General features: G+C 67.2%; 18 protein-coding genes. 4 read left to right on the forward strand and 14 right to left on the reverse strand.

Translation table 11 applies throughout. The features are described from left to right. Window positions 1–74 precede the first annotated feature (74 nt). The 5 genes from AACH06_RS14360 to AACH06_RS14380 form a co-directional block, all read right to left on the reverse strand. The gene (locus AACH06_RS14360) at window positions 75–728 is read right to left on the reverse strand and encodes a DUF4126 domain-containing protein (protein ID WP_341426421.1); all 654 of its coding nucleotides are present in this window, start codon (window positions 726–728) and stop codon (window positions 75–77) included. 8 nt (window positions 729–736) lie between these two features. Continuing rightward, a complete protein-coding gene (locus tag AACH06_RS14365; RefSeq protein WP_341426422.1) occupies window positions 737–1,528 on the reverse strand; it encodes an enoyl-CoA hydratase/isomerase family protein in 792 nt (263 codons plus the stop codon). 300 nt (window positions 1,529–1,828) lie between these two features. Next, window positions 1,829–2,212 (reverse strand): nuclear transport factor 2 family protein, encoded by a 384-nt coding sequence (locus tag AACH06_RS14370; RefSeq protein WP_341426423.1) that lies wholly within the window; start codon window positions 2,210–2,212, stop codon window positions 1,829–1,831. 8 nt (window positions 2,213–2,220) lie between these two features. Further along, window positions 2,221–3,843 carry a carboxyl transferase domain-containing protein gene (locus tag AACH06_RS14375; protein WP_341426424.1) on the reverse strand — a complete coding sequence of 541 codons (1,623 nt, stop codon included), beginning with the start codon at window positions 3,841–3,843 and terminating at the stop codon, window positions 2,221–2,223. Next, window positions 3,844–5,016, reverse strand: coding sequence for an isovaleryl-CoA dehydrogenase (locus tag AACH06_RS14380; RefSeq protein WP_341426425.1), 1,173 nt, complete (start codon window positions 5,014–5,016; stop codon window positions 3,844–3,846). 144 nt (window positions 5,017–5,160) lie between these two features. Here AACH06_RS14380 and AACH06_RS14385 point away from each other — a divergent pair, with 144 nt between their 5' ends. Continuing rightward, complete coding sequence (locus AACH06_RS14385) at window positions 5,161–5,901, forward strand: TetR/AcrR family transcriptional regulator (RefSeq protein WP_341426426.1); 741 nt, start codon at window positions 5,161–5,163, stop codon at window positions 5,899–5,901. 30 nt (window positions 5,902–5,931) lie between these two features. Here AACH06_RS14385 and AACH06_RS14390 read toward each other — a convergent pair whose 3' ends face one another. Then, entirely contained in the window at window positions 5,932–7,266 is a 1,335-nt protein-coding gene (locus tag AACH06_RS14390) for a dicarboxylate/amino acid:cation symporter (RefSeq protein WP_341426427.1), read from the reverse strand. A 210-nt stretch (window positions 7,267–7,476) separates the two neighbouring features. Next, window positions 7,477–8,628, reverse strand: coding sequence for an acyltransferase family protein (locus tag AACH06_RS14395; RefSeq protein WP_341426428.1), 1,152 nt, complete (start codon window positions 8,626–8,628; stop codon window positions 7,477–7,479). A gap of 276 nt (window positions 8,629–8,904) precedes the next feature. Here AACH06_RS14395 and AACH06_RS14400 point away from each other — a divergent pair, with 276 nt between their 5' ends. After that, complete coding sequence (locus AACH06_RS14400) at window positions 8,905–9,147, forward strand: DUF2789 domain-containing protein (RefSeq protein ID WP_341426429.1); 243 nt, start codon at window positions 8,905–8,907, stop codon at window positions 9,145–9,147. Between the two features lie 109 nt (window positions 9,148–9,256). Here AACH06_RS14400 and AACH06_RS14405 read toward each other — a convergent pair whose 3' ends face one another. Continuing rightward, a complete protein-coding gene (locus AACH06_RS14405; RefSeq protein WP_423222033.1) occupies window positions 9,257–9,727 on the reverse strand; it encodes an Lrp/AsnC family transcriptional regulator in 471 nt (156 codons plus the stop codon). 126 nt (window positions 9,728–9,853) lie between these two features. On the opposite strand from AACH06_RS14405, the gene AACH06_RS14410 reads away from it, so the two are divergent. Then, window positions 9,854–13,426, forward strand: a complete 3,573-nt coding sequence (locus AACH06_RS14410; protein ID WP_341426430.1) for an indolepyruvate ferredoxin oxidoreductase family protein — start codon at window positions 9,854–9,856, stop codon at window positions 13,424–13,426. A 14-nt stretch (window positions 13,427–13,440) separates the two neighbouring features. Here AACH06_RS14410 and AACH06_RS14415 read toward each other — a convergent pair whose 3' ends face one another. Together AACH06_RS14415 and AACH06_RS14420 are read right to left on the reverse strand one after the other, a co-directional pair. Next, window positions 13,441–14,748, reverse strand: a complete 1,308-nt coding sequence (locus AACH06_RS14415; protein WP_341426431.1) for a GGDEF domain-containing protein — start codon at window positions 14,746–14,748, stop codon at window positions 13,441–13,443. 64 nt (window positions 14,749–14,812) lie between these two features. Next, window positions 14,813–15,415, reverse strand: coding sequence for a 2-hydroxychromene-2-carboxylate isomerase (locus AACH06_RS14420; RefSeq protein WP_341426432.1), 603 nt, complete (start codon window positions 15,413–15,415; stop codon window positions 14,813–14,815). Between the two features lie 160 nt (window positions 15,416–15,575). Here AACH06_RS14420 and AACH06_RS14425 point away from each other — a divergent pair, with 160 nt between their 5' ends. Beyond that, complete coding sequence (locus tag AACH06_RS14425; RefSeq protein WP_423222034.1) at window positions 15,576–16,460, forward strand: amino acid ABC transporter substrate-binding protein; 885 nt, start codon at window positions 15,576–15,578, stop codon at window positions 16,458–16,460. 376 nt (window positions 16,461–16,836) lie between these two features. Here AACH06_RS14425 and AACH06_RS14430 read toward each other — a convergent pair whose 3' ends face one another. The 4 genes from AACH06_RS14430 to AACH06_RS14445 are packed head-to-tail and all read right to left on the reverse strand — an operon-like array spanning window position 16,837 to window position 19,862. Continuing rightward, the gene (locus AACH06_RS14430; protein ID WP_341426433.1) at window positions 16,837–17,376 is read right to left on the reverse strand and encodes a chorismate--pyruvate lyase family protein; all 540 of its coding nucleotides are present in this window, start codon (window positions 17,374–17,376) and stop codon (window positions 16,837–16,839) included. Next, window positions 17,373–18,503 (reverse strand): acyl-CoA dehydrogenase family protein, encoded by a 1,131-nt coding sequence (locus tag AACH06_RS14435; RefSeq protein WP_341426434.1) that lies wholly within the window; start codon window positions 18,501–18,503, stop codon window positions 17,373–17,375. Before AACH06_RS14435 ends, AACH06_RS14430 begins: the two co-directional genes overlap by 4 nt. Window positions 18,504–18,531: 28 nt before the next feature. Further along, window positions 18,532–19,203: an SDR family oxidoreductase gene (locus tag AACH06_RS14440; protein ID WP_341426435.1), complete on the reverse strand. Its 672-nt coding sequence runs from the start codon at window positions 19,201–19,203 to the stop codon at window positions 18,532–18,534. After that, on the reverse strand, window positions 19,200–19,862 hold the full coding sequence (locus AACH06_RS14445) for a LysE family translocator (RefSeq protein ID WP_341426436.1): 663 nt from the start codon (window positions 19,860–19,862) through the stop codon (window positions 19,200–19,202). Before AACH06_RS14445 ends, AACH06_RS14440 begins: the two co-directional genes overlap by 4 nt. Window positions 19,863–19,879 lie beyond the last annotated feature (17 nt).

The raw sequence follows: 19,879 nt of genomic DNA on the forward strand, positions 1-19,879 counted from the left end.
GCCTTCACCGCAACGGCCCGTCGGCCGTTGTCGCCGCGGTTGGCAATCAGGATCTTGTGGAACATCTCTTTTTCCTAGGCGCGTACGGGAGACGCACCGAAGTGTTGGCGCAGGCGGCCGACGAGGCCGCGAACGAACTTGAACAGCAGCACCGTCAACGCCACCATGACCACGAGGGCCAAGGCCAGCGCGATGAAGAACGCGAACGGATGGGACCAGGCCAGCCACAGCATCACAGGCACCGTCGCGTCACCCAGCAGCGACAGGCCGATGTTGGAGAACGGCTCGGGCGAGGCGTTGACGGCAGCCCGCGTGGTGGCCTTGGCCGCGTGCGCCGTGGCCGCGAGGCCGCCGCCCATCAACGCTGCCATGAAGGTCCAAACGCCTGCATCGGCGCCCAGCGCACCGGCCGCCAGCGCCGCGCCCGCAGGGATGCGGATGAAGGTATGGACAGCATCCCAGGCCGAGTCCACCCAGGGCACCTTGTCCGCGAAAAACTCGACCAGCACCAGGAACCCGGCCAGGCCCAGCACACCGGGATGCTGCAGCACTTGCAGGCCAGGTGGAAGGTGGATCCAGCCCATCGCGCCCGCGAGGCCGGTGAGGAAGACGACCAGGTACAGACGCAGGCCACTCGCCCAGCCCAGCACCGCCGCCAGCGCCAGCAGGTGCATCGCATCCAGACCACTCACGGTCTGCTGCAGCGAAGAAGGCCAGGCCCAATCCATGGTGGCAGTCAGTTCGCCAGCCAGGCAGCCGGGCGCTTTTGAAGGAATGACTGCACACCCTCCTTGCCCTCGGTGCTGGCGCGGATGTCGGCGATGCGCCGCGCGGTGTCGGCCCGCAGTTCGGCGGTGATCTGCTGCCCGGCCAGGTCTTGCACCAGACGCTTGCAGGCCTTCACCGCCGCCGGCCCATTGGCGACGAGTGCCGCGACTGTGGTCTGCACCTGCTGGTCGAGCAAATCGGGCGCGACGCACTCGTGCACGAATCCCAGCGCCTTGGCGTGGGAAGCGTCAAAGCGCTCGGCGGTGACGAAGTAGCGTTGAGAGGCCCGCTCGCCCAGGGCTCGCACCACATACGGCCCGATGGTGGCTGGCAGCAGGCCGAGCTTGGCTTCGCTGAGGCAGAAGTTGACGCCTTCGGCCGCGATGAGGATGTCGCACACCGCCGCGAGGCCGACGCCCCCCGCGTAGCAGTCGCCATGGATGCGGCCGATCACGGGCACAGGGCAGCTGTAGATGGCCCACAGCATCTCGGCCAGCCCTTCGGCATCGGCGCGGTTCTGCTCCCACGAGTAGTCGGCCATCGCGCGCATCCAATTCAGATCGGCGCCAGCGCAAAAGGCCTTGCCGTGGCCGGCGAGCACGACGGCGCGCAGATCCTTGTCTTGCGCGAAACCACGGAACGTTGCCGTCAGTTCCGCGATGACGCTGTCATTGAAGGCGTTGCGGACGTCGGGGCGGTTGAGCCAAACCTCTGCAACATGCTGAGTGGGGCGCTTGATGTCGAGGGTGGTCGTGGTCATGACGTTTGCTTGCATAGGTTGGAGCGAGCCAAGGCGCCGGGGTGAGGGGCTCCGTTCATGTCCCCCGCCGTCAGCCTGCGGCTGCCGGCTCCTCCTGATACTTCACTGCGCCCCTCACCCCGCCACCTCGGACAGCACTGTTTCAGCGGCGCATCGCGATGAGAAGCCCGTGCCAGATTGGGACGGAGGGGTGTCCCCTGTAGCGAAGTAAAGGAGGAGCGCCGGGTGAAGACCGGCGCGGGGGACATGAGCGCAAGGGGGCGCCCCACCGTCCCGATCCCGCTCCACCCCAAACAAGGATCAATCACGCCGATACGCCCCAAGTGCATCGGCAGTGCGCCAAGCCGGCGGCGCCTCGAAAGTGCCCCAATACTCGGTGATCTCGGCGATCAAGCCGCGATCGAAGCGGAACAGCGAGTTGGCGAAGAAGCGGTCGTCGCCATGCGTGACCATGACCGTCGAATGAACGCGGCCATCGGCCAACGCATTCACCTCGATCACGTGGATCGACCAGCCTTCCGGGTAGACCGCCTGCACCTTGATCGCCGAATCCGCGTCGTCGAAATGCTCGCCTGAAGTCGGCCAATGCAGCTTGGCGTCGTCGCGAAACAGCGCACGCGCGCCGGCCCAATCGCGGGCCTCGAACCGCTGCCACAAGGCGCGAACCATATCGACAGGGTGCATCATCGTCATCACATCCGGAAGACGCCGAACTTCGCGTCGGGAATCGGGGCGTTCAGGCTGGCCGACAAGCCCAAGGCCAGCACGCGTCGGGTGTCGACCGGATCGATCACGCCATCGTCCCACAGCCGTGCGCTGGCGTAGTACGGGTGCCCCTGCACCTCATACTGCTGGCGGATCGGGGCCTTGAACGCCTCTTCCTCGTCGGCGCTCCACTGCCCGCCCTTGGCCTCGATACCGTCACGGCGCACGGTGGCCAGCACACTGGCCGCCTGCTCGCCGCCCATCACCGAGATGCGCGCGTTCGGCCACATCCACAGGAAGCGCGGCGAATACGCACGGCCGCACATGCCGTAGTTGCCGGCCCCGAACGAGCCGCCGATGATCACGGTGAACTTCGGCACGTTGGCGCAGGCCACCGCCGTCACCATCTTCGCGCCGGCGCGGGCAATGCCCTCGTTCTCGTACTTGCGGCCCACCATGAAGCCGGTGATGTTCTGCAGGAACACCAGCGGCACCTTGCGCTGGCAGCACAGCTCGATGAAGTGCGCGCCCTTGTTGGCACTCTCGGCGAACAAGATGCCGTTGTTCGCGACGATGCCCACCGGCATGCCCTCGATCCAGGCAAAGCCACAGACCAGCGTGGTGCCGTAGCGCGCCTTGAACTCGTCGAACTCGGAGTTGTCGACGATGCGAGCGATGATTTCGCGCACATCGAAAGGCTTGCGCGTGTCGGTCGGGATCACCGAGAGCAGCTCATCGGCAGAGTACTTCGGCGGCTGCGGCTCACGCATCGCCACCGGCACATCCTTCTTCCAGTTCAGGCTGCCCACCACCTGCCGCGCCAGGGCCAGCGCGTGCAAATCGTTGTCGGCCAAGTGATCGGCCACGCCCGAAAGGCGGGTGTGCACATCGCCGCCGCCCAGGTCTTCGGCGCTCACCACCTCGCCGGTGGCGGCCTTCACCAGCGGCGGGCCGCCCAGGAAGATGGTGCCCTGGTTCTTGACGATGATGGTTTCGTCGCTCATGGCCGGCACATAGGCGCCGCCGGCCGTGCACGAGCCCATCACCACCGCCACCTGCGGGATGCCTTGGGCCGAGAGGTTGGCCTGGTTGTAGAAGATGCGGCCGAAGTGATCGCGGTCGGGGAAGACGTCGTCCTGGTTCGGCAGGTTGGCGCCACCGGAATCGACGAGGTAGACGCAGGGCAGGCGGTTCTGCTGCGCGACCTCCTGCGCCCGCAGGTGCTTCTTCACCGTCATCGGGTAGTAGGTACCACCCTTGACCGTGGCGTCGTTGCAGACAATGACGCACTCGACGCCGCCGATGCGGCCAATGCCGGCGATCATGCCGGCGGCCGGTGCGGCGTCGGAGCCGTCCTTCTCGGTGTACATGCCGAGCGCCGCCAACGGCGCGATCTCGAGAAAGGGCGTGTCAGGATCGAGCAGCATCTCGACCCGCTCGCGCGGCAACAACTTGCCGCGGCCCAGGTGCTTGGCCCGGGCGGCTTCGCCCCCGCCTTCCGCAATCTTCGCCAGTTTAGCGTTGAGGTCTTCCACCAACGCGCGCATGGCAGCGGCGTTGGCCTTGGCCTCTTCGGAGCGCGGGTTCAGCTTCGACGCGATAACCGCCATTTACATGGTCTCCGAAAACAGTTCACGGCCGATCAGCATGCGGCGGATCTCGCTGGTGCCTGCACCGATTTCGTACAGCTTGGCGTCGCGCCACAGGCGGCCGGTGGGGTATTCGTTGGTGTAGCCCACCCCGCCCAGCGCCTGGATCGCTTCGCCGGCCATCCAGGTGGCCTTCTCGGCGGTGTAGAGGATGACGCCGGCGGCATCCTTGCGCAAGGTGCGGGCGTGGTCCCCGCGGTCGCAGGCCTGGGCGACAGCGTAGCCGTAGGCTCGGCAGGCCTGGAAGGTGGAGTACATGTCGGCCAGCTTGCCCTGCATCAGCTGGAACTCGCCGATGCTATGGCCAAACTGCTTGCGCTCGTGCACGAAGGGGACGACCACGTCCATGCACGCCGCCATGATGCCCAGCGGACCGCCCGACAGGACGACGCGCTCGTAGTCCAGCCCGCTCATCAGCACCTTGGTGCCCTGGCCCTCGAGGCCCAGCACGTTTTCGGCCGGCACCTCGCAATCGTCGAAGAACAGCGGGTAGGTGTTGGAGCCCCGCATGCCCAGCTTGTCGAGATGCTCGCCCTTGCTGAACCCCTTGAAGCCCTTCTCGATGATGAAGGCCGTCATGCCCCGAGCACCCAGCTCAGGCTCGGTCTTGGCGTAGACGACGAGCGTGTCGGCGTCGCCACCGTTCGTGATCCACATCTTGCTGCCGTTGAGCACGTAACGATCGCCCTTCTTCTCGGCGCGCAGCTTCATGCTCACCACATCCGAGCCGGCACCCGGCTCGCTCATCGCGAGCGCGCCCACATGCTCGCCGCTGATCAGCTTGGGCAGGTACTTCTTCTTCTGCGCATCGCTGCCGTTGCGGTTGATCTGGTTGACGCACAGGTTGGAATGCGCACCGTAGCTCAGGCCGACCGAGGCGCTGGCCCGGCTGATCTCCTCCATCGCCACCATGTGGGCCAGGTAACCCAACTGGGTGCCGCCGTATTCCTCGGGAACGGTCAGGCCCATCACGCCCAGCTCGCCGAGCTTCGTCCAGAGATCGGCCGGGAACAGGTTGGCCTTGTCGATGTCGGCCGCGCGCGGGGCGATCTCGTTCTGCGCAAAGTCGCGCACGGCTTCACGCAGCGCGGCGATGTCCTCACCCAGCGGAAACGAGAAAGTGGATTCGAACATCGAAGCTCTCCAGACAATGAATTGAGTTTCTCTCAACAATTCCGGCCGGCCACTTCAGTTCAGCGCGCCAGCCGAGCGCATCAGCCGCGAAATCTACCAGCGCACCGCTTGCGTCGCAAGCAATTGTTGAGTCATACTCAAAAAATGCCGACCCGACGCCCCACCGCGGCCGCCCACACCAGCCCCACCGCCCGCCCCGTGCGCCGCGAGCCGGCCAGTGCCAAGAGTGAGCAACGCATCCGCGACATCCTGCGCGTCGGGCGAGAGGTGTTCGCCGAGAAGGGCTATGAGCGCGCCACGACGACCGAGATCGCCCAGCGCCTGGGCGTCTCCGAAGCCACGGTGTTCACATACTTCCACGGCAAGCGCGAACTGTGCGAGCGGGTGATCACCGACTGGTACGACGAAATCATCGCGGCCATCGAGGCGGGCCTGCCCCGCCAGGAGCCTGCTCGGGTGCAGCTCGACTGGTTCGTGCGCACCCACTTGCGACTGTTCCTGATCCACGGCACCGGGCTGTGCGCCCTGGTGCTCTCCGAGGGCCGGAGCAAGGGCCAGGATTTTTCCGGCACGCTGCAGCCGCTGCAGCGGCGCTACACCGCGCCGCTGATGGATCTGCTGGCGCGCGGCCAGGCCAGCGGTGAATTCCGGACCGATGTGCCACTGCGGCTGCTTCGACCGCTGGTGCTGGGCCCGATGGAACACATCTTGTGGGAAGCCATCGCGCCGGGCGCTGACGGCGGCAAGCCCGCGATCGACCTGGAGGCGACGGCGAGCGCGGTCTCGCGCATGGTGTGGAGCGCCGTGCAGGCGCCCGATGCCGAGCTGGCGGCGCTGCGCCAACTGCGCGGCGACGTGGCCGCCGCCTTGCGCCGCTGCGGCTGAAGCACGCGCCGCGGCGGCGCCGTCAGGCCGTCAGGCGGCTTGGCGCTCTGGCGGCATGTGCAGATCGATCTGGTCGAGGATCTGCTCGGGCTCGTCGGCCAGGTCGCTTTCGTCACCGTCCAGGCGACGCTGCAGTTGCGCGGCATCGAGGTCGCCCGTCCACTTGGCCACCACGACCGAGGCGACACCGTTGCCGATCAGGTTGGTGAGGGCTCGGGCTTCGGACATGAAGCGATCGATGCCGAGGATCAACGCCAGGCCGGCCACCGGCACCCCGCCGACGGCCGACAAGGTGGCGGCCAGCACGATGAAGCCGCTGCCGGTGACACCCGCGGCGCCTTTGCTCGTGAGCAGCAGCACGGCCAACAGCGTCAACTGCTGGGTCAGCGTCATCGGCGTGTTCGTGGCTTGCGCGATGAACACCGCGGCCATCGTCAGGTAGATCGAGGTGCCGTCGAGGTTGAACGAATACCCGGTCGGCACCACCAGTCCCACCACCGACTTGCGTGCGCCCAGGTTCTCCATCTTCGCCATCATCCGCGGCAGCACCGATTCGGATGAGGACGTGCCGAGCACGATCAGCAACTCCTCCTTGATGTACTTGATGAACTTCCAGATCGAGAAGCCGTGTGCGCGGGCGATCAGGCCCAGCACGCCAAAGATGAAGATCAGGCAGGTCAGATAGAACGTGCCCATCAGCTTGCCCAGCGACAACAACGAACCGACGCCGTACTTGCCAATGGTGAAGGCCATGGCACCGAACGCGCCGATCGGGGCCACCTTCATGATGAACCCCACGATCGCGAACAGCACGTGCGAGCTCTTCTCGATCAGATCGAACACCACCGTGCCCCGGCCACCGAACTGGTGCAGCGCGAAGCCGAAGAGCACCGAAAACAGCAGCACCTGCAGGATCTCACCCTTCGCAAAGGCATCCACCACCGTGGTGGGGATCACGGCCATCAGGAAGTCGACGGTGCCCTGCATCTTGCCCGGGGCGGTGTAGGCCGCGATGCCCTTGGTGTCGAGCGAAGCCGGGTCCACATTCATGCCCGCACCAGGCTGCACCAAGTTGACGATCACCAGGCCGACGACCAGCGCGAGGGTGCTCACCACCTCGAAGTACAGCAGCGCGAGCCCGCCGGTCTTGCCGACCTTCTTCATGTCCTCCATGCCGGCGATGCCCACCACCACGGTGCAGAAGATGATCGGCGCGATCATCATCTTAATGAGCTTGATGAAGCCATCGCCCAGGGGCTTGAGCGCCTCGCCGGTGCTGGGAAAGAAGTGGCCCACCGCCACGCCAATCAGGATGGCGACGATGACCTGGACGTACAGCGATCGGTACAGCGGCTTGGAACTCATGCGGGTTCTCCCTGAGAAGAAGGGCCGCAGTGTGCGCGCCGGAAGGCGCGCTGGCGTCCGTAGCAACCACATGCCGCCCGGCCCAGGCGCCGCCCGACACCACCCTACCGAACGCTCGAAAGTGCCTGACGAGACATCCGACGGGACGTCAGCCAGCAGGCCTGGCGGCCTGCGCGAGAACTCCAGCGCCAAGCGCCGGTGCGGCCCGGCTCAGCGGCGCTCGACCGCTCGATGGATCAGCGTGCCGGCTACGAGGCTGGCCACCCAGGCCAACACCATGCCCATCGCGTGGGCCTCGGGCGACTCGGGCCACTGGTTGTAGACCACCGCACCGGTGATGAGGATCACCGCATAGTGGAAGAGGAAGACGGGGTAGGAAATCTGCGCCAGGAACGCCAGAGCCGATTGCGCGGCTCGTGCCAGGCCGCTGCGCATCGCGGCAGGCTCGGGCAACAGGCACAGCAGCACGGCCGTGGCTCCCGCGAGCGCAATGCGACTGCGCCATTCCACCGCCAACGCCAGGCCCACGATGAGCATCAGGCCCAGGGCCGCGGGCTCACGCGCCACACGCAGGCCGCGCACCCAGCGCGCCAGCACCCCGAGACCGTAGGCGCCGATGAAGTACGGCGCATAGGCATCGAGCGAGGCATCCAGGTTCCACCACAGCAGCGACACCAGCACCAAAGCCAGCACCACGGCGATGGAGACCGCAGCGCGCGACCAGTCGCGGCCCGGCATGCCGCGCAAGGTGGCGGCCAGCATCAGCAGCACCACATAGAGCTGGAAGTCGATCGCCACATACCAAAAGCCTGCCGACAAGGACTCGATGCCCAGCACATCCTGCGCGAGCACGATGTGGGCCGCGAGTTGACCGGGCTCAGGGGCGGCCGGGATCGTCGGGTGGTCCATCAGCCCTCGCGCCAGCCAGGCCGCCACGACGACGGCCAGCACCGCGAGCAGATAAGGTTTGGCCAGGCGCTGATAGCGGCGCCAGCACCCCGCCGGCACATCACGCCAGCCAACCTTCGGGGCAGCACCCGGCGACGGCCACAAGGAGCCGGCCGCCAGGAAACCTCCTGTCACGAGAAACACCTGCACCACCATGCGTGCGTGCTGGTTCAACGCATCCAGCAATGCGGGTGCCAGATCGTGGGCCACATCGCACATCGGCCCGTACAACGCCATGTGGTGCCAGAGGATCAACTGCGAAGCGACGGCCTTGAACAGGTTGATCCAGAAGACCGGCAGCGCGGCCACGGTGTCGCGGGCGCCCACGCGCGTGGGCGTGCCTGCGGGCGCCGAGCGCCAGCCGGGGTACCAGACGGGGGTGGGGGCCGGGAGCGTGGCTTGCCGCTGATTCATCGGCAGCACCTCTTGCACACGACCCGCGGAACATGCTGCCCCGAGAGCGTGCGGGCAGCACCGTGAATCTCAAGTCTCACCACAAGGCTATCGAAGCAGTAGAAGGTCTTAACGCGGCGCGGAACTTAGCATTCTCCCTCATGGCTGCAGATTGCGCAGTCGTGACCTGACGCAACAAGCTGCAAGCCGATCGCCATGGCGAATCCCACCCTGGTGGCACGGCTCACAGCTTTTGACCGCCCCTGATCTCGCACCCGATCTCGCACCGGAGGACGCATGGACACCACTGAACACACGCTGGAGAAACTGTTCGCCCAACTCGGCCTGCCCGAGGACCAGGCTTCGATCGAGCATTTCATCGGCCAGCACGCGCCGCTCGCGGGCGAGGTGCTGCTGTGCGACGCGCCGTTCTGGTCGGAATCGCAGGCCACGTTCCTGCGCAGCGCCTGGAAGAGCGATGCCGACTGGGCGCCGACGGTCGACACCCTCGACACCTTGCTGCGCACGCCGCCGCAGTGAGCGCACCCAGGCCCTGCGCCTGAGCGTCAGACCGCGCGGCGTCGCGGTCGGGGCACTCTTCGGCTGCGCACGACAGCCCAGGAGAGCGGAACGACAGCCGCTCGATCGTTCAGGGCAAGGGCAAAGGCAACGCGGTCTCGTACTTCACTTCCCGCAGCACCACGTTCGTGCGGATGCTGGAGACACCTTTGAGTTTGAACAGGCGTTCCTGCAGGAAGCGGTCGTAGGCCTTCATATCGGGCACGACCACCTTGATCACGTAATCGGCCTCGCCGGTGATGCTGGCGCACTCCATGATCTCGGGGCTGCTGGCGACCAGCCGTTCAAAGTCTTCGACCGCCCCATCGGTGTGGCGAACCAAGGAGACATAGGCCCAGGCGCAAATCGCGAGGCCCAGCTTCTCGCGGTCCATCAGCACCACCTCGCGGCGGATCACGCCGCTTTGCTCCAGCTCTTTCAGGCGGCGCCAGACCGGCGTGGCGGACATGCCCACGGCCTCGGCCAGCTGCTGCGCGCTTTGGCGCCCTTTGCGCTGCAAGGTGTCGATCAGCCGGCGGGTGACCCTGTCGAGTTCAATCATTCCTCATTTTCTGACTATTTGGAATGAATGCACTCACGCCAGCCGGAAATGGCGGCGAAAGGGAAGCACTCTTTCTCGCCGGAAGACGAGAATCAGCCCACTTCTTTGCCCGCCGCCAGGTGCCGCATGACCGCCGTCCCCGCCCTTCGCCCCTACGCCCTGACCGACAACCTGGCCGCTCGCCAGGGGGCGGTCTTCCTCACCGGCACGCAGGCCCTAGTCCGGCTGCCCCTGATGCAAAAGCGCCTGGACGAAGCGGCCGGCTGGAACACCGCCGGCTTCGTCTCCGGCTACCGAGGCAGCCCGCTGGGCATGGTGGATCAGCAGATGTGGAAGGCGAAGAAATTCCTCGCCGAGGCCTCGGTGCAGTTCCTGCCGGCCATCAACGAAGATCTGGCCGCCACCGCCTGCCTGGGCACGCAGCGCGTGGCACTCGACCCGCAGCGCACGGTCGACGGTGTGTTCGCCATGTGGTACGGCAAGGGCCCGGGTGTCGACCGCTCGGGTGACGCGCTCAAGCACGGCAACGTCTACGGCTCCAGCCCCCTCGGCGGCGTGCTGGTCGTCGCGGGTGACGACCACGGCTGCGTCAGCTCATCGACACCCCATCAGAGCGATGTGGCGCTGCAGGCCTGGAGCATGCCCGTGCTGCACCCGGCCAACGTGGCCGAGTACCTGGAGTTCGGTCTGTACGGCTGGGCGCTGTCGCGCTTCTCGGGCGCCTGGGTCGGCTTCAAGGCGATCTCGGAAGTGGTCGAGTCGGGCATGACCGTCGACCTCGATGCCATGCCGCTCGACTTCGTGCTCCCGGTGGAGCACCAGCCCCCGGCCCACATCGGCAGCCTGCACGTGCGGCAAGTCGACTTGCCCTCGCTGGGCCTGGAAGAGCGGCTCGCCGCCAAGCTGGATGCAGTGCGCGCCTTCGCCAAGGTCAACTCGGTGGACAAGCACATCGTCGCCAGCCCGGCGGCCACGTTGGGCATCGTCACCGTCGGCAAGGCGCACTACGACTTCATGGAAGTGCTGCGCCGGCTCGACCTCGACCCGAACGCGCTGGCCGCAGCCGGCGTGCGGGTCTACAAGGTCGGCCTGGTGTACCCGCTCGAGCCGACGCGCATCGTCGATTTCGCGCGTGGGCTGGAAGAGATCCTGGTGATCGAAGAAAAGGCGCCGGTCGTCGAGCGCCAGATCAAGGAGTTGCTCTACGGGATGCCGATCGGGGCCGGGGCCCAGCCGCCGCGCATCGCCGGCAAGACCACCCCCGAAGGCTCGCCGCTGCTGTCCGCGCTGGGCGAGTTGCGCCCTTCGCGCATCATGCCGACCATCGCCGACTGGCTGGCTCGGCTGAACCCCGCGCTCGACCGCCGCGATCGGGTGGTCGACTTCCTGATGCCTTCGCTGCTGAGCAACGAGGCCGATGCGGTGCGGCGCCAGCCCTACTTCTGCTCGGGCTGCCCACACAACTCGTCCACCAAGGTGCCTGAGGGTTCCCGCGCGCTGGCCGGCATCGGTTGCCATTTCATGGCCAGTTGGATGGAGCGGGGCACCTCGGGCCTGATCCAGATGGGTGCCGAGGGCGTCGACTGGGCGGCGCACTCGCGATTCACGAAAGAAAAGCACGTCTTCCAGAACCTGGGCGACGGCACCTATTTCCACTCCGGCCTGCTGGCGATCCGCCAGGCGATCGCCGCCAAGACCAACATCACCTACAAGCTGCTCTACAACGACGCCGTGGCGATGACTGGTGGCCAACCGGTGGACGGCACGATCAGCGTGCCGGAGATCGCCCGCCAAGTCGAGGCCGAAGGAGCCAAGCGCGTCGTCATCGTGTCGGACGAGATCGAGAAGTACGACGGCCACCACGGCCAATTCCCGGCGGGCACCACCTTCCACCCCCGCACCGAGATGGATGCGGTGCAGCGCGAGCTGCGCGAGATCGAAGGCGTGACGCTGCTGATCTACGACCAGACCTGCGCGGCCGAGAAGCGGCGTCGCCGCAAGAAGAAAGAGTTTCCCGATCCGCCTCGCCGCGTGTTCATCAACGAAGCCGTGTGCGAAGGCTGTGGCGACTGCGGCCAGGCCTCGAACTGCCTGTCGGTGATCCCGGTGGAGACCGACTGGGGCCGCAAGCGTCAGATCGAGCAGAGCTCGTGCAACAAGGATTTCTCCTGCGTCAACGGCTTCTGCCCGAGCTTCGTGACGATCGAAGGTGCGGTGTTGAAGAAAAAGGCCGGCGCGAAGTTCACGCCGGCCGACCTGGCTGCCGAGATCGAGCGCATCGGCGCCCCCCGCCCCTGGGATTGGACCGGCCCGTTCGACATGCTGGTCACCGGTGTGGGCGGCACGGGCGTGGTGACCGTCGGCGCGCTGATCACGATGGCGGCGCACCTGGAAGGCAAGCAAAGCTCGGTGCTCGACTTCATGGGCTTTGCGCAAAAGGGCGGCGCGGTGCTGAGCTTCGTGCGCGTGGCCCCGACGCCGGATCTGCTGAACCAGGTCCGCATCGACACCCAGCAGGCCGACGTGCTGCTAGCCTGTGACCTGGTGGTGGGCGCCTCCGCCGACGCGCTGGGCACCGTCAAGCATGGCCGCACGGTCGTGCTGGCCAACACCCACGAGATCGCCACCGCCGCCTTTGTGCGCAACCCCGATGCCAGCCTGCAGGCCCGCGCGCTGCTGGCCAAGCTGCGCCACGCAGCGGGCGACGACCTGGTCAGCACGCTGGATGCGCAAGACCTGGCACAGCAACTGATGGGCGACACCATGCCCAGCAACATCGTGATGCTGGGTGCCGCCTTCCAGCGCGGCCTGGTGCCGGTGAGCGAAGCGGCCTTGCTGCGCGCCATCGAGTTGAACGGCGTGGCGATCGAGGGCAACAAGGTGGCCTTCGCACTGGGCCGGCTCGCGGCGGCCGACCCCACGGCCCTGAAGCGGCTGGCCGGTGCGAACACGGGCAAGGCGGCCCTGTCGAACGCGCTGTTCGGGCCGGACAGCCTGGTTGAGCGTCGCGAGAAGTTCCTGACCGACTACCAGGACGCGGCGCTGGCCCAGCGCTTCCGCGCGCTGGTCGACGCGGTGCATGCGCGTGAGTCGGCCCTGTCGCAGGCGGGCAGCGTGATGGGCACCCCCATCACCGAGGCGGTGGCTCGGCAGTTCTCGCGACTGCTGGCCATCAAGGACGAGTACGAGGTGGCCCGCCTCTACACCGACGGCCGCTTCCAGGCGGCCCTGGCCGAGCAGTTCGAAGATGCCGGCAGCCTGCGCTTCCACCTGGCCCCGCCGCTGCTCTCGCGCCCTGGCCCCGATGGCCGTGCGCGCAAGATGACCTTTGGGCCGTGGATGATGGGCGCCTTCCGCTGGCTGGCCCGCATGCGGCGCATCCGCGGCCAGTGGTTCGACCCGTTCGGCCACACCGAAGAACGCAAGATGGAGCGCGCGCTGGCCGACGAGTACGAGGCACTGTGGCGCAACCAGTTGCTGCCCAAGCTGGATGAGGCCAACCACGCCGCAGCGCTGGCGCTGGCCAAGCTGCCCGAGCGCATTCGGGGCTACGGTCACGTCAAGCTGGCCAACGTGGCGGCCGTCAAAGCTCAGCAGGCCGATCTGCTGCACCGCTTCGAAACCGGCCAGCCTCCGGCTGGCACGCCGTCGGGCCCGGTCACCCGCAAGGTGATCGCCATCAGCGAGCTGACCACCTGAAAGGCTGGGCCGGATCAGCCGAGCGGCACCGCGCAGACTACCCGGTCGCGCCCTTGCCGCTTGGCCTGGTACATCGCCTCGTCGGCGCGGCGAATCGCGTCGTCCAGATCCTGGCCCCGCGACCATTCGGCCACGCCGAAGCTGCAGCTGACCTGCAGGCGGGCGGGCCAATCGGCCTGGGCCACGGCCTGGCGAAGGCGCTCCGCAATGCCGTAGGCCTCGGCCATCGGGGTGGCCTGGCACAGCAGCAAGAACTCTTCCCCGCCCCAACGGGCCAGCAAATCTTCGCGCTGGACCTGCGCCCGCACGAGCTCGGCCAAGCCGCGTATCACCTCGTCGCCCACAGCGTGGCCATGGCGATCGTTGATCTGCTTGAAGTGGTCGATGTCGATGAAGACGAGTGCCGCCGGGAACAGCGCCGCATCGCCCAGCCGCGTCTGCCCGATGAGCGCTTCGGTGAGACCATGCCGGTTCAGGGCACCGGACAAGGCATCCTGCCGGGCCTGCCGCGCCAGGTCGTTCGCCTGCGATTGCAAGGTGGCGTTGAGTCGCCGCAGCGACGTCTGCAAGGCCGAGCTGCGGCGCAAATGCCGGCGTGCCGCCAGGCTGTCGATCACCAGACAGACCAGCATCGTGGCGGCCCACATGCCCACCAACCCCAAGCCCAGCGTACCGGCGCTGATCCACTTGCCGTGCAGCTCGATGCGCTCGACCGCCAGCGTGTGCAGACCCGCATCGACCTTGCCCGCGGTGGCCACCGACAGGCTCACCACATGGGTCAGATCCTGGGCGATGAACTCCAGCGGCAAGGGGTGCTCATCCACCCACCACGAGGCGACGCCGATCTGCGACAGCGGGAACGCGAGCGCCCCACGGTAATCGGCCGGCGTGAAGGTGATCTCATGCACCTTCAGCGACCCCTCGTCGCCGAGGGCGCTGTAGCGCGGATGGAAACTGCGGATGAAGACGCGCACCGGCACGGCAGCCTGCGCCGCCCGCGCGCTCATCACGATCTCGATCGTGTCGTAGTGCGACAGGTCCAGGCCCTGCGGCGCTTCGCCCAGGCCGAACTGCAGTTCACAAAAGCGGTACTGGTAGCCGGCCCCGAGATGGCAGTCCAACACCACCTGCCGGCCTTCACGGCGCAGCACCGCCACGCTGTTGCCCCCTTCAAGATCGCGATCGTCGGTGACCAGCACCGGCCAGCGGCTGTCGGCATCGATGACCAGTCGGTCGTCCATGCCCCACCGGTTCCACGCGAGCGCGATGCCGGTGATGGCCAGCAGAACCATCAGCAACCGGCGCCACGCCCTGTTCGACATCGCGCGGGTCGATCAACTCAGCGGACAGCCACCGCCGGGGGCACCACCCGCTCGCCGTGGGCGCTCAGAACGGGCTGGTCAGCCATTGCTCGATCTGGGCCTTCCGATCGTTGCCCCAGAACGGTTCACCATCGATCACGAAGAACGGTGCACCGAAGACGCCCGCCGCGATCGCTTCATCGTTGGCGCGCTTGAGCCGGTCTTTCCAGACCGGGTCGCTCCAGGCCCGCTCGGCGGCATCGGCGTCGAGCCCGGCGTCGGCCGCCAGGGCCTTCAGCGCCGTCGCATCGTTCAGCAGCACGCCCCGCGTGAAGAAGGCCCGAAACCCGGCGCGCGTCCAACCCGCGGCCGCCGTTTCGCCTAGTGTCTCCTTGAGCCACCAGAAGACGCGGGCGGCGTTCTGGGTCGGGATCGGGAAGGTCTCGGGCGGCACATACGGCACCCGCTCGAATCGGGCGGACCGCTGAAAGTCGCGCAGCGAATAGTCCCGCTTGATCGGGTACGAGACGGGGCTCTTGAGTTCAGCCGCCGTGAAGGTCACCCCCAACAGGATCGCCTGGCGCCGCACGGTGCGGCCGTGGCGGGCAGCCAAGGCATCGATCCATTCATTGGCGATGTACGAATACGGCGAAGAGAAGTCGAAGTAGAAGTCGATCGGCGCTTTCATCGCACCGACGATACGCCGAAACACCGCCCCCGGTGAACGGCCGCGAGCCGATCGTGAAATAGGTGCTCCTCTGCCGGCGTGGCCGCGCTCACAATTCGAAGGGTTTGCCCTGTGGGCATTTGGTATCTGCGAGGGAAAAACGATGACAAAGATGCTGCGCATGGCGGCCCGAACGGGCGTCGCCACCTGGGTGCTCGCGGCCGCCGCCAACGCCCTGGCCTCGGCCCCGGTGCTGGACAAGCTGCGACAAGGTGGTGCGCTGGTGATCGCCCACCGCGAGTCGTCGACACCGTTTTCCTACCTCGACGCCGACAAGAAGCCGGTGGGCTACGCGGTCGACGTGTGCCTGAAGCTCGCCGAGGCGGTCAAGAAGGAACTGGGGCTGAAGGCCATGCCCGTCACCTTCAAGATGGCCACGCCGGCCAACCGCATTGCGATGATCGAATCGCACGAGGCGGATCTCGAATGTGGCTCCACCACCAACAACGCCGAGCGGCGTCAGAAGGTGGCCTTCACGGTGCCTCACTACATCACCGGCTCGCGCTTCCTGGTGCGGGCCGACAGCGGTGTCGAAGAACTGCCGCAGTTCGAGGGCAAGAAGCTGGTGTCGACCAAGGGCACCACCCCGCTGAAGGCCGTCCAGCAGGCCAACCGCGAGCGGCTGCTGCGCATCAACGTGCTCGAAGCGCCCGACCATGCCAAGGCGGTCGAGATGGTCGAGAAGGGCGAGGCTGACGGGTTCGTGATGGACGACGTGCTGCTCTACGGCCTGATCGCCAGCCGGCCCGACCCCAGCAAGCTGAAGGTGGTGGGCAAGCCGCTGACGATCGAGCCCCTGGCGATCATGCTGCCCAAGGATGACCCGGCCTTCAAGCACATCGTCGATGAAGAGATGAAACGCATGGTCCGCAGCCGCGAGGCCCATGCGCTCTACGAGAAGTGGTTCGAAAAGCCGATCCCGCCCAAGGGCACCTCGCTGAACCTGCCGATGAACTACCTGCTGCGCGACTTCTGGAAGTACCCGACGGACCAGGTGCCGTTCTGATGAAGCCCCCACGGGCCCTCCGGAGGGGCTCGCGCAGCGGACCGGCAGAGCCGGATCCGCGCTCGCCACTAGTCCAGTGAAACGGAGAAATCGGATGTTCGTGGACACCTGCCAGCGATGCAATCAAGGCGCCAAGCGCAGCCGGGTTGGACACCCGGCGAGCATTGGCAACGCCGAGTGCGCCGCTGGCAGGTGCCCACCCTGTGGGCCGGAGCTTGGCAGGGCGCGCCGCGGCGTTGCGACCCTTGCCCAGGCGTACAGCCTGGGCTGCGGGCCGCGCCTTGCTGCGCGCCCTGCCAAACACCGGCGAACATCCGATTTCTCCGTTTCACTGGACTTGGGATGAGCGGCGCTGCGCACGCTCAGGGAATGCGGCTCAGCGTGTGGGGGGCCAGGCGGCGACGAGCCGCGGCAGAAAACACTCCGCCACGCGCAGCGCCTGACCGGCGCGATGGAACACCGAGTGGCGCATCCACAGGCCGCGCGCCAGCCATGGCCGGTCTGTGGCCGCCAGCCATTTCCGCGCGATCTCCCGGGCCTGTGGGTGTTCGATCGACAGCCATTGCCACTCGAGCGGGGTGCGCCGGATCTCGCTGCGGCTGAACAGCAGGTGCGCGAGCGGACGGGTGCCCAGGCCCTGGATCGCGCGCCAAGCGCCGTGGGCCGCCTGCATCGAGGTCACCGAACGGGCGAAGACCAGTGGCGCACCGTTGCCGAAGAGGATGACCTCTCGCGCCAGCAACGGGGCCTGCGCCGGCAAGCCCAGCGAATCGTGCTCACCTGGCCAGGCAGGCGCCAGGCCCTGCTGCAGCACCCGCACGCTGAACGGCGGGTGCGCGCGCGCCAGGCGCGCCGACAGCGAGCCCGTCGCGCCGACCCACGCCGCGACGTTCGCCCTGGCGGGCTGCGGCCTCACGCGAGAGCGCGGCCGATCAGGATCTTCTGCACTTCCGACGTGCCTTCGTAGATCTGCGTGACCCGCACGTCACGGTAGATCCGCTCGACCGGGAAGTCGCTGACATAGCCGTAGCCGCCGTGCACCTGGATCGCCATCGAGCAGACACGCTCGGCCATCTCGCTGGCGAAGAGCTTGGCCATCGCGGCCTCCTTCAGGCAGGGCTGGCCCGCGTCCTTCAGGCTCGCCGCGTGCCAGATCAACTGGCGCGCCGCTTCGATCTGGGTGGCCATCTCGGCCAGCTTGTGCTGGATGGCCTGGTGTTCGAAGATGGGCTGGCCGAAAGCCACGCGCTCCTTGGAATACTTCAGCGCGGCCTCGAAGGCGGCCCGCGCCATGCCGACGCTTTGCGAGGCGATGCCGATGCGCCCGCCTTCCAGCCCCGACAGCGCGATCTTCAGGCCCTGCCCTTCCTCGCCCAGCCGGTTGGCCACCGGCACGCGGCAGTTTTCGAACAGGATCTGCGCCGTGTCCGAGCTGTGCTGGCCCATCTTGTCTTCGATGCGGGCCACGGTGTAGCCCGGCGTCTTGGTGGGGACGACGAAGGCGCTGATGCCCTTCTTGCCGGCCGCCTTGTCGGTCACCGCCATCACGATGGCCACATCGCCGTTCCGGCCGGAGGTGATGAACTGCTTGACGCCATTGAGCACGTAGTCGTCACCGTCGCGAACCGCGGTGGTGCGCAGGCCGCCCGCCTCGGAGCCGACGTGCGGCTCGGTCAGGCAGAAGGCGCCCAGCATCTCGCCACGCGCCAGCGGCTTGAGGAAGCGCTCCTTCTGCTCGTCGTTGGCGAAGGCCATCAGGATCGAGCAGACCGGGCAGTTGTTGACACTGACCACGGTCGAGGTGCCGCCGTCGCCAGCCGCGATCTCTTCCAGGATCAAGGCCAGCGCGAGGTAGTCGAGCCCGGCGCCGTCGTACTCGGTGGGCACCGCCACGCCGTAGCAACCCAACTCGGCGAGGCCCTTGAGTTCGGCCGCAGGAAAGTGGTGCTCCTTGTCCCAGCGGGCGGCCTGGGGGGCGATGTTGTCTTGCACGTAGGCGCGCACGGCGTCTTGCACGGCGCGATGGTCTTCATTGAGCAGCATGGAGCGCGTCTCTTCGGTTCAGTGTGGATTACCAAGCCAGCGGCTGGCCGTCGTGGTTCAGGAAGCGGCCGTTGTCTTCGGGCGTCAGGGCGGCCAAGGTGCGGCGCAGGTCGCGGGCACTGTCGGCCACATCGAGATCAGCCTCGCTGCCACCCATGTCGGTGCGCACCCAGCCAGGGTGCAGGGCCACGCAGACCGCCTTGCCGGCGAGCGCGAGCGAGATGTCTTTCAGCACCGAGTTCACCGCAGCCTTCGAGGCGCGGTAGAGCCACCCTTCGGCGTTGCTGCGCAGGCCCATCGAGCCCATGCGCGACGAGATCACGCCCAGGCGGGCGCCCTCGCCCAAGGCATCCACCAGTTGGGGCACCACCCGCATCGGGCCCAGCACGTTGGTGTGCATCACCGCATCGAAATCGGCGGCGGTGGGTGTCTGCAGGCCCTGGGTGCGCGGGCCGTAGACACCGGCGTTGATGACGATGGTGTCAAAGGCCTCGCCGTCGATCTGCCAGGCGAGGCCCGCCACGCTGGTCGCATCGTTCACGTCCAGCTTCAGCACGCGCGCGCCCTCGGAGCGCAGCAGCTTCAAGCCGTCTTCGGTGCGCGCGGTCGCGAACACGCGGGCGCCGTCACCCAGATACTGGCGCGCCAATTCGAGGCCGATGCCCCGCGACGCGCCGACGATCAGAACAGTGGTGGTCATGAATGAACTTCCGCCTGCGCCAGGCGCGCCGCCAGGCCCAGGAACAACACGCCGCCTGCGGCGTTGAGCCAGCGCGTCAGCCTCGGCGATCCGCCCAGTCGGCGCAGCCAGGCGGTGGCGGCCACGACCGCGAAAAGGAACAGCATGCCCTGCACGATCGACCAAGCACCGAGCGCCAGGAAGGCCCAGGTCTTGTGCTCGGCATCCGGCGCGATGAACTGCGGCAGGAAGGCCAGGAAGAACAAGGCCACCTTGGGGTTCAGCACGTTCGTCAACAAGCCCTGGCGGAACACCGCCGCGAGCGGAGCAGGTGCCGGAGGAGTGGGTTGCTGCGTGAGGGGCTGCGTGGGCGAGGCGACGCGACGGGCCGCTTCTCGCAGCATGCCGAGGCCGAGCCACACCAGATAGGCCGCGCCCGCCCATTTGACGAGCGAGAACGCCCACGCCGACACGGCCATCAACGCCGCCAGCCCGAAGGCCGCGGCCAGCGTGTGGACCACGCAGCCGGCGCACACGCCCAGCGCCGCCGCCACGCCCGCGCGCCATCCACCGGTGAGGGTGCGGCTGACGGTGTAGAGCATGTCGACGCCCGGGGTGGCGTTCAGCACCAACACCGCGACGGTGAACAGTGCGAGGTCGTGGATACCGAGTTCGATCATGTGCTTCCCCGAAGGCC

Origin of the sequence: Ideonella lacteola, from assembly GCF_038066555.1 — a bacterium.
Taxonomy (GTDB): Bacteria; Pseudomonadota; Gammaproteobacteria; order Burkholderiales; family Burkholderiaceae_C; genus Ideonella; species Ideonella lacteola.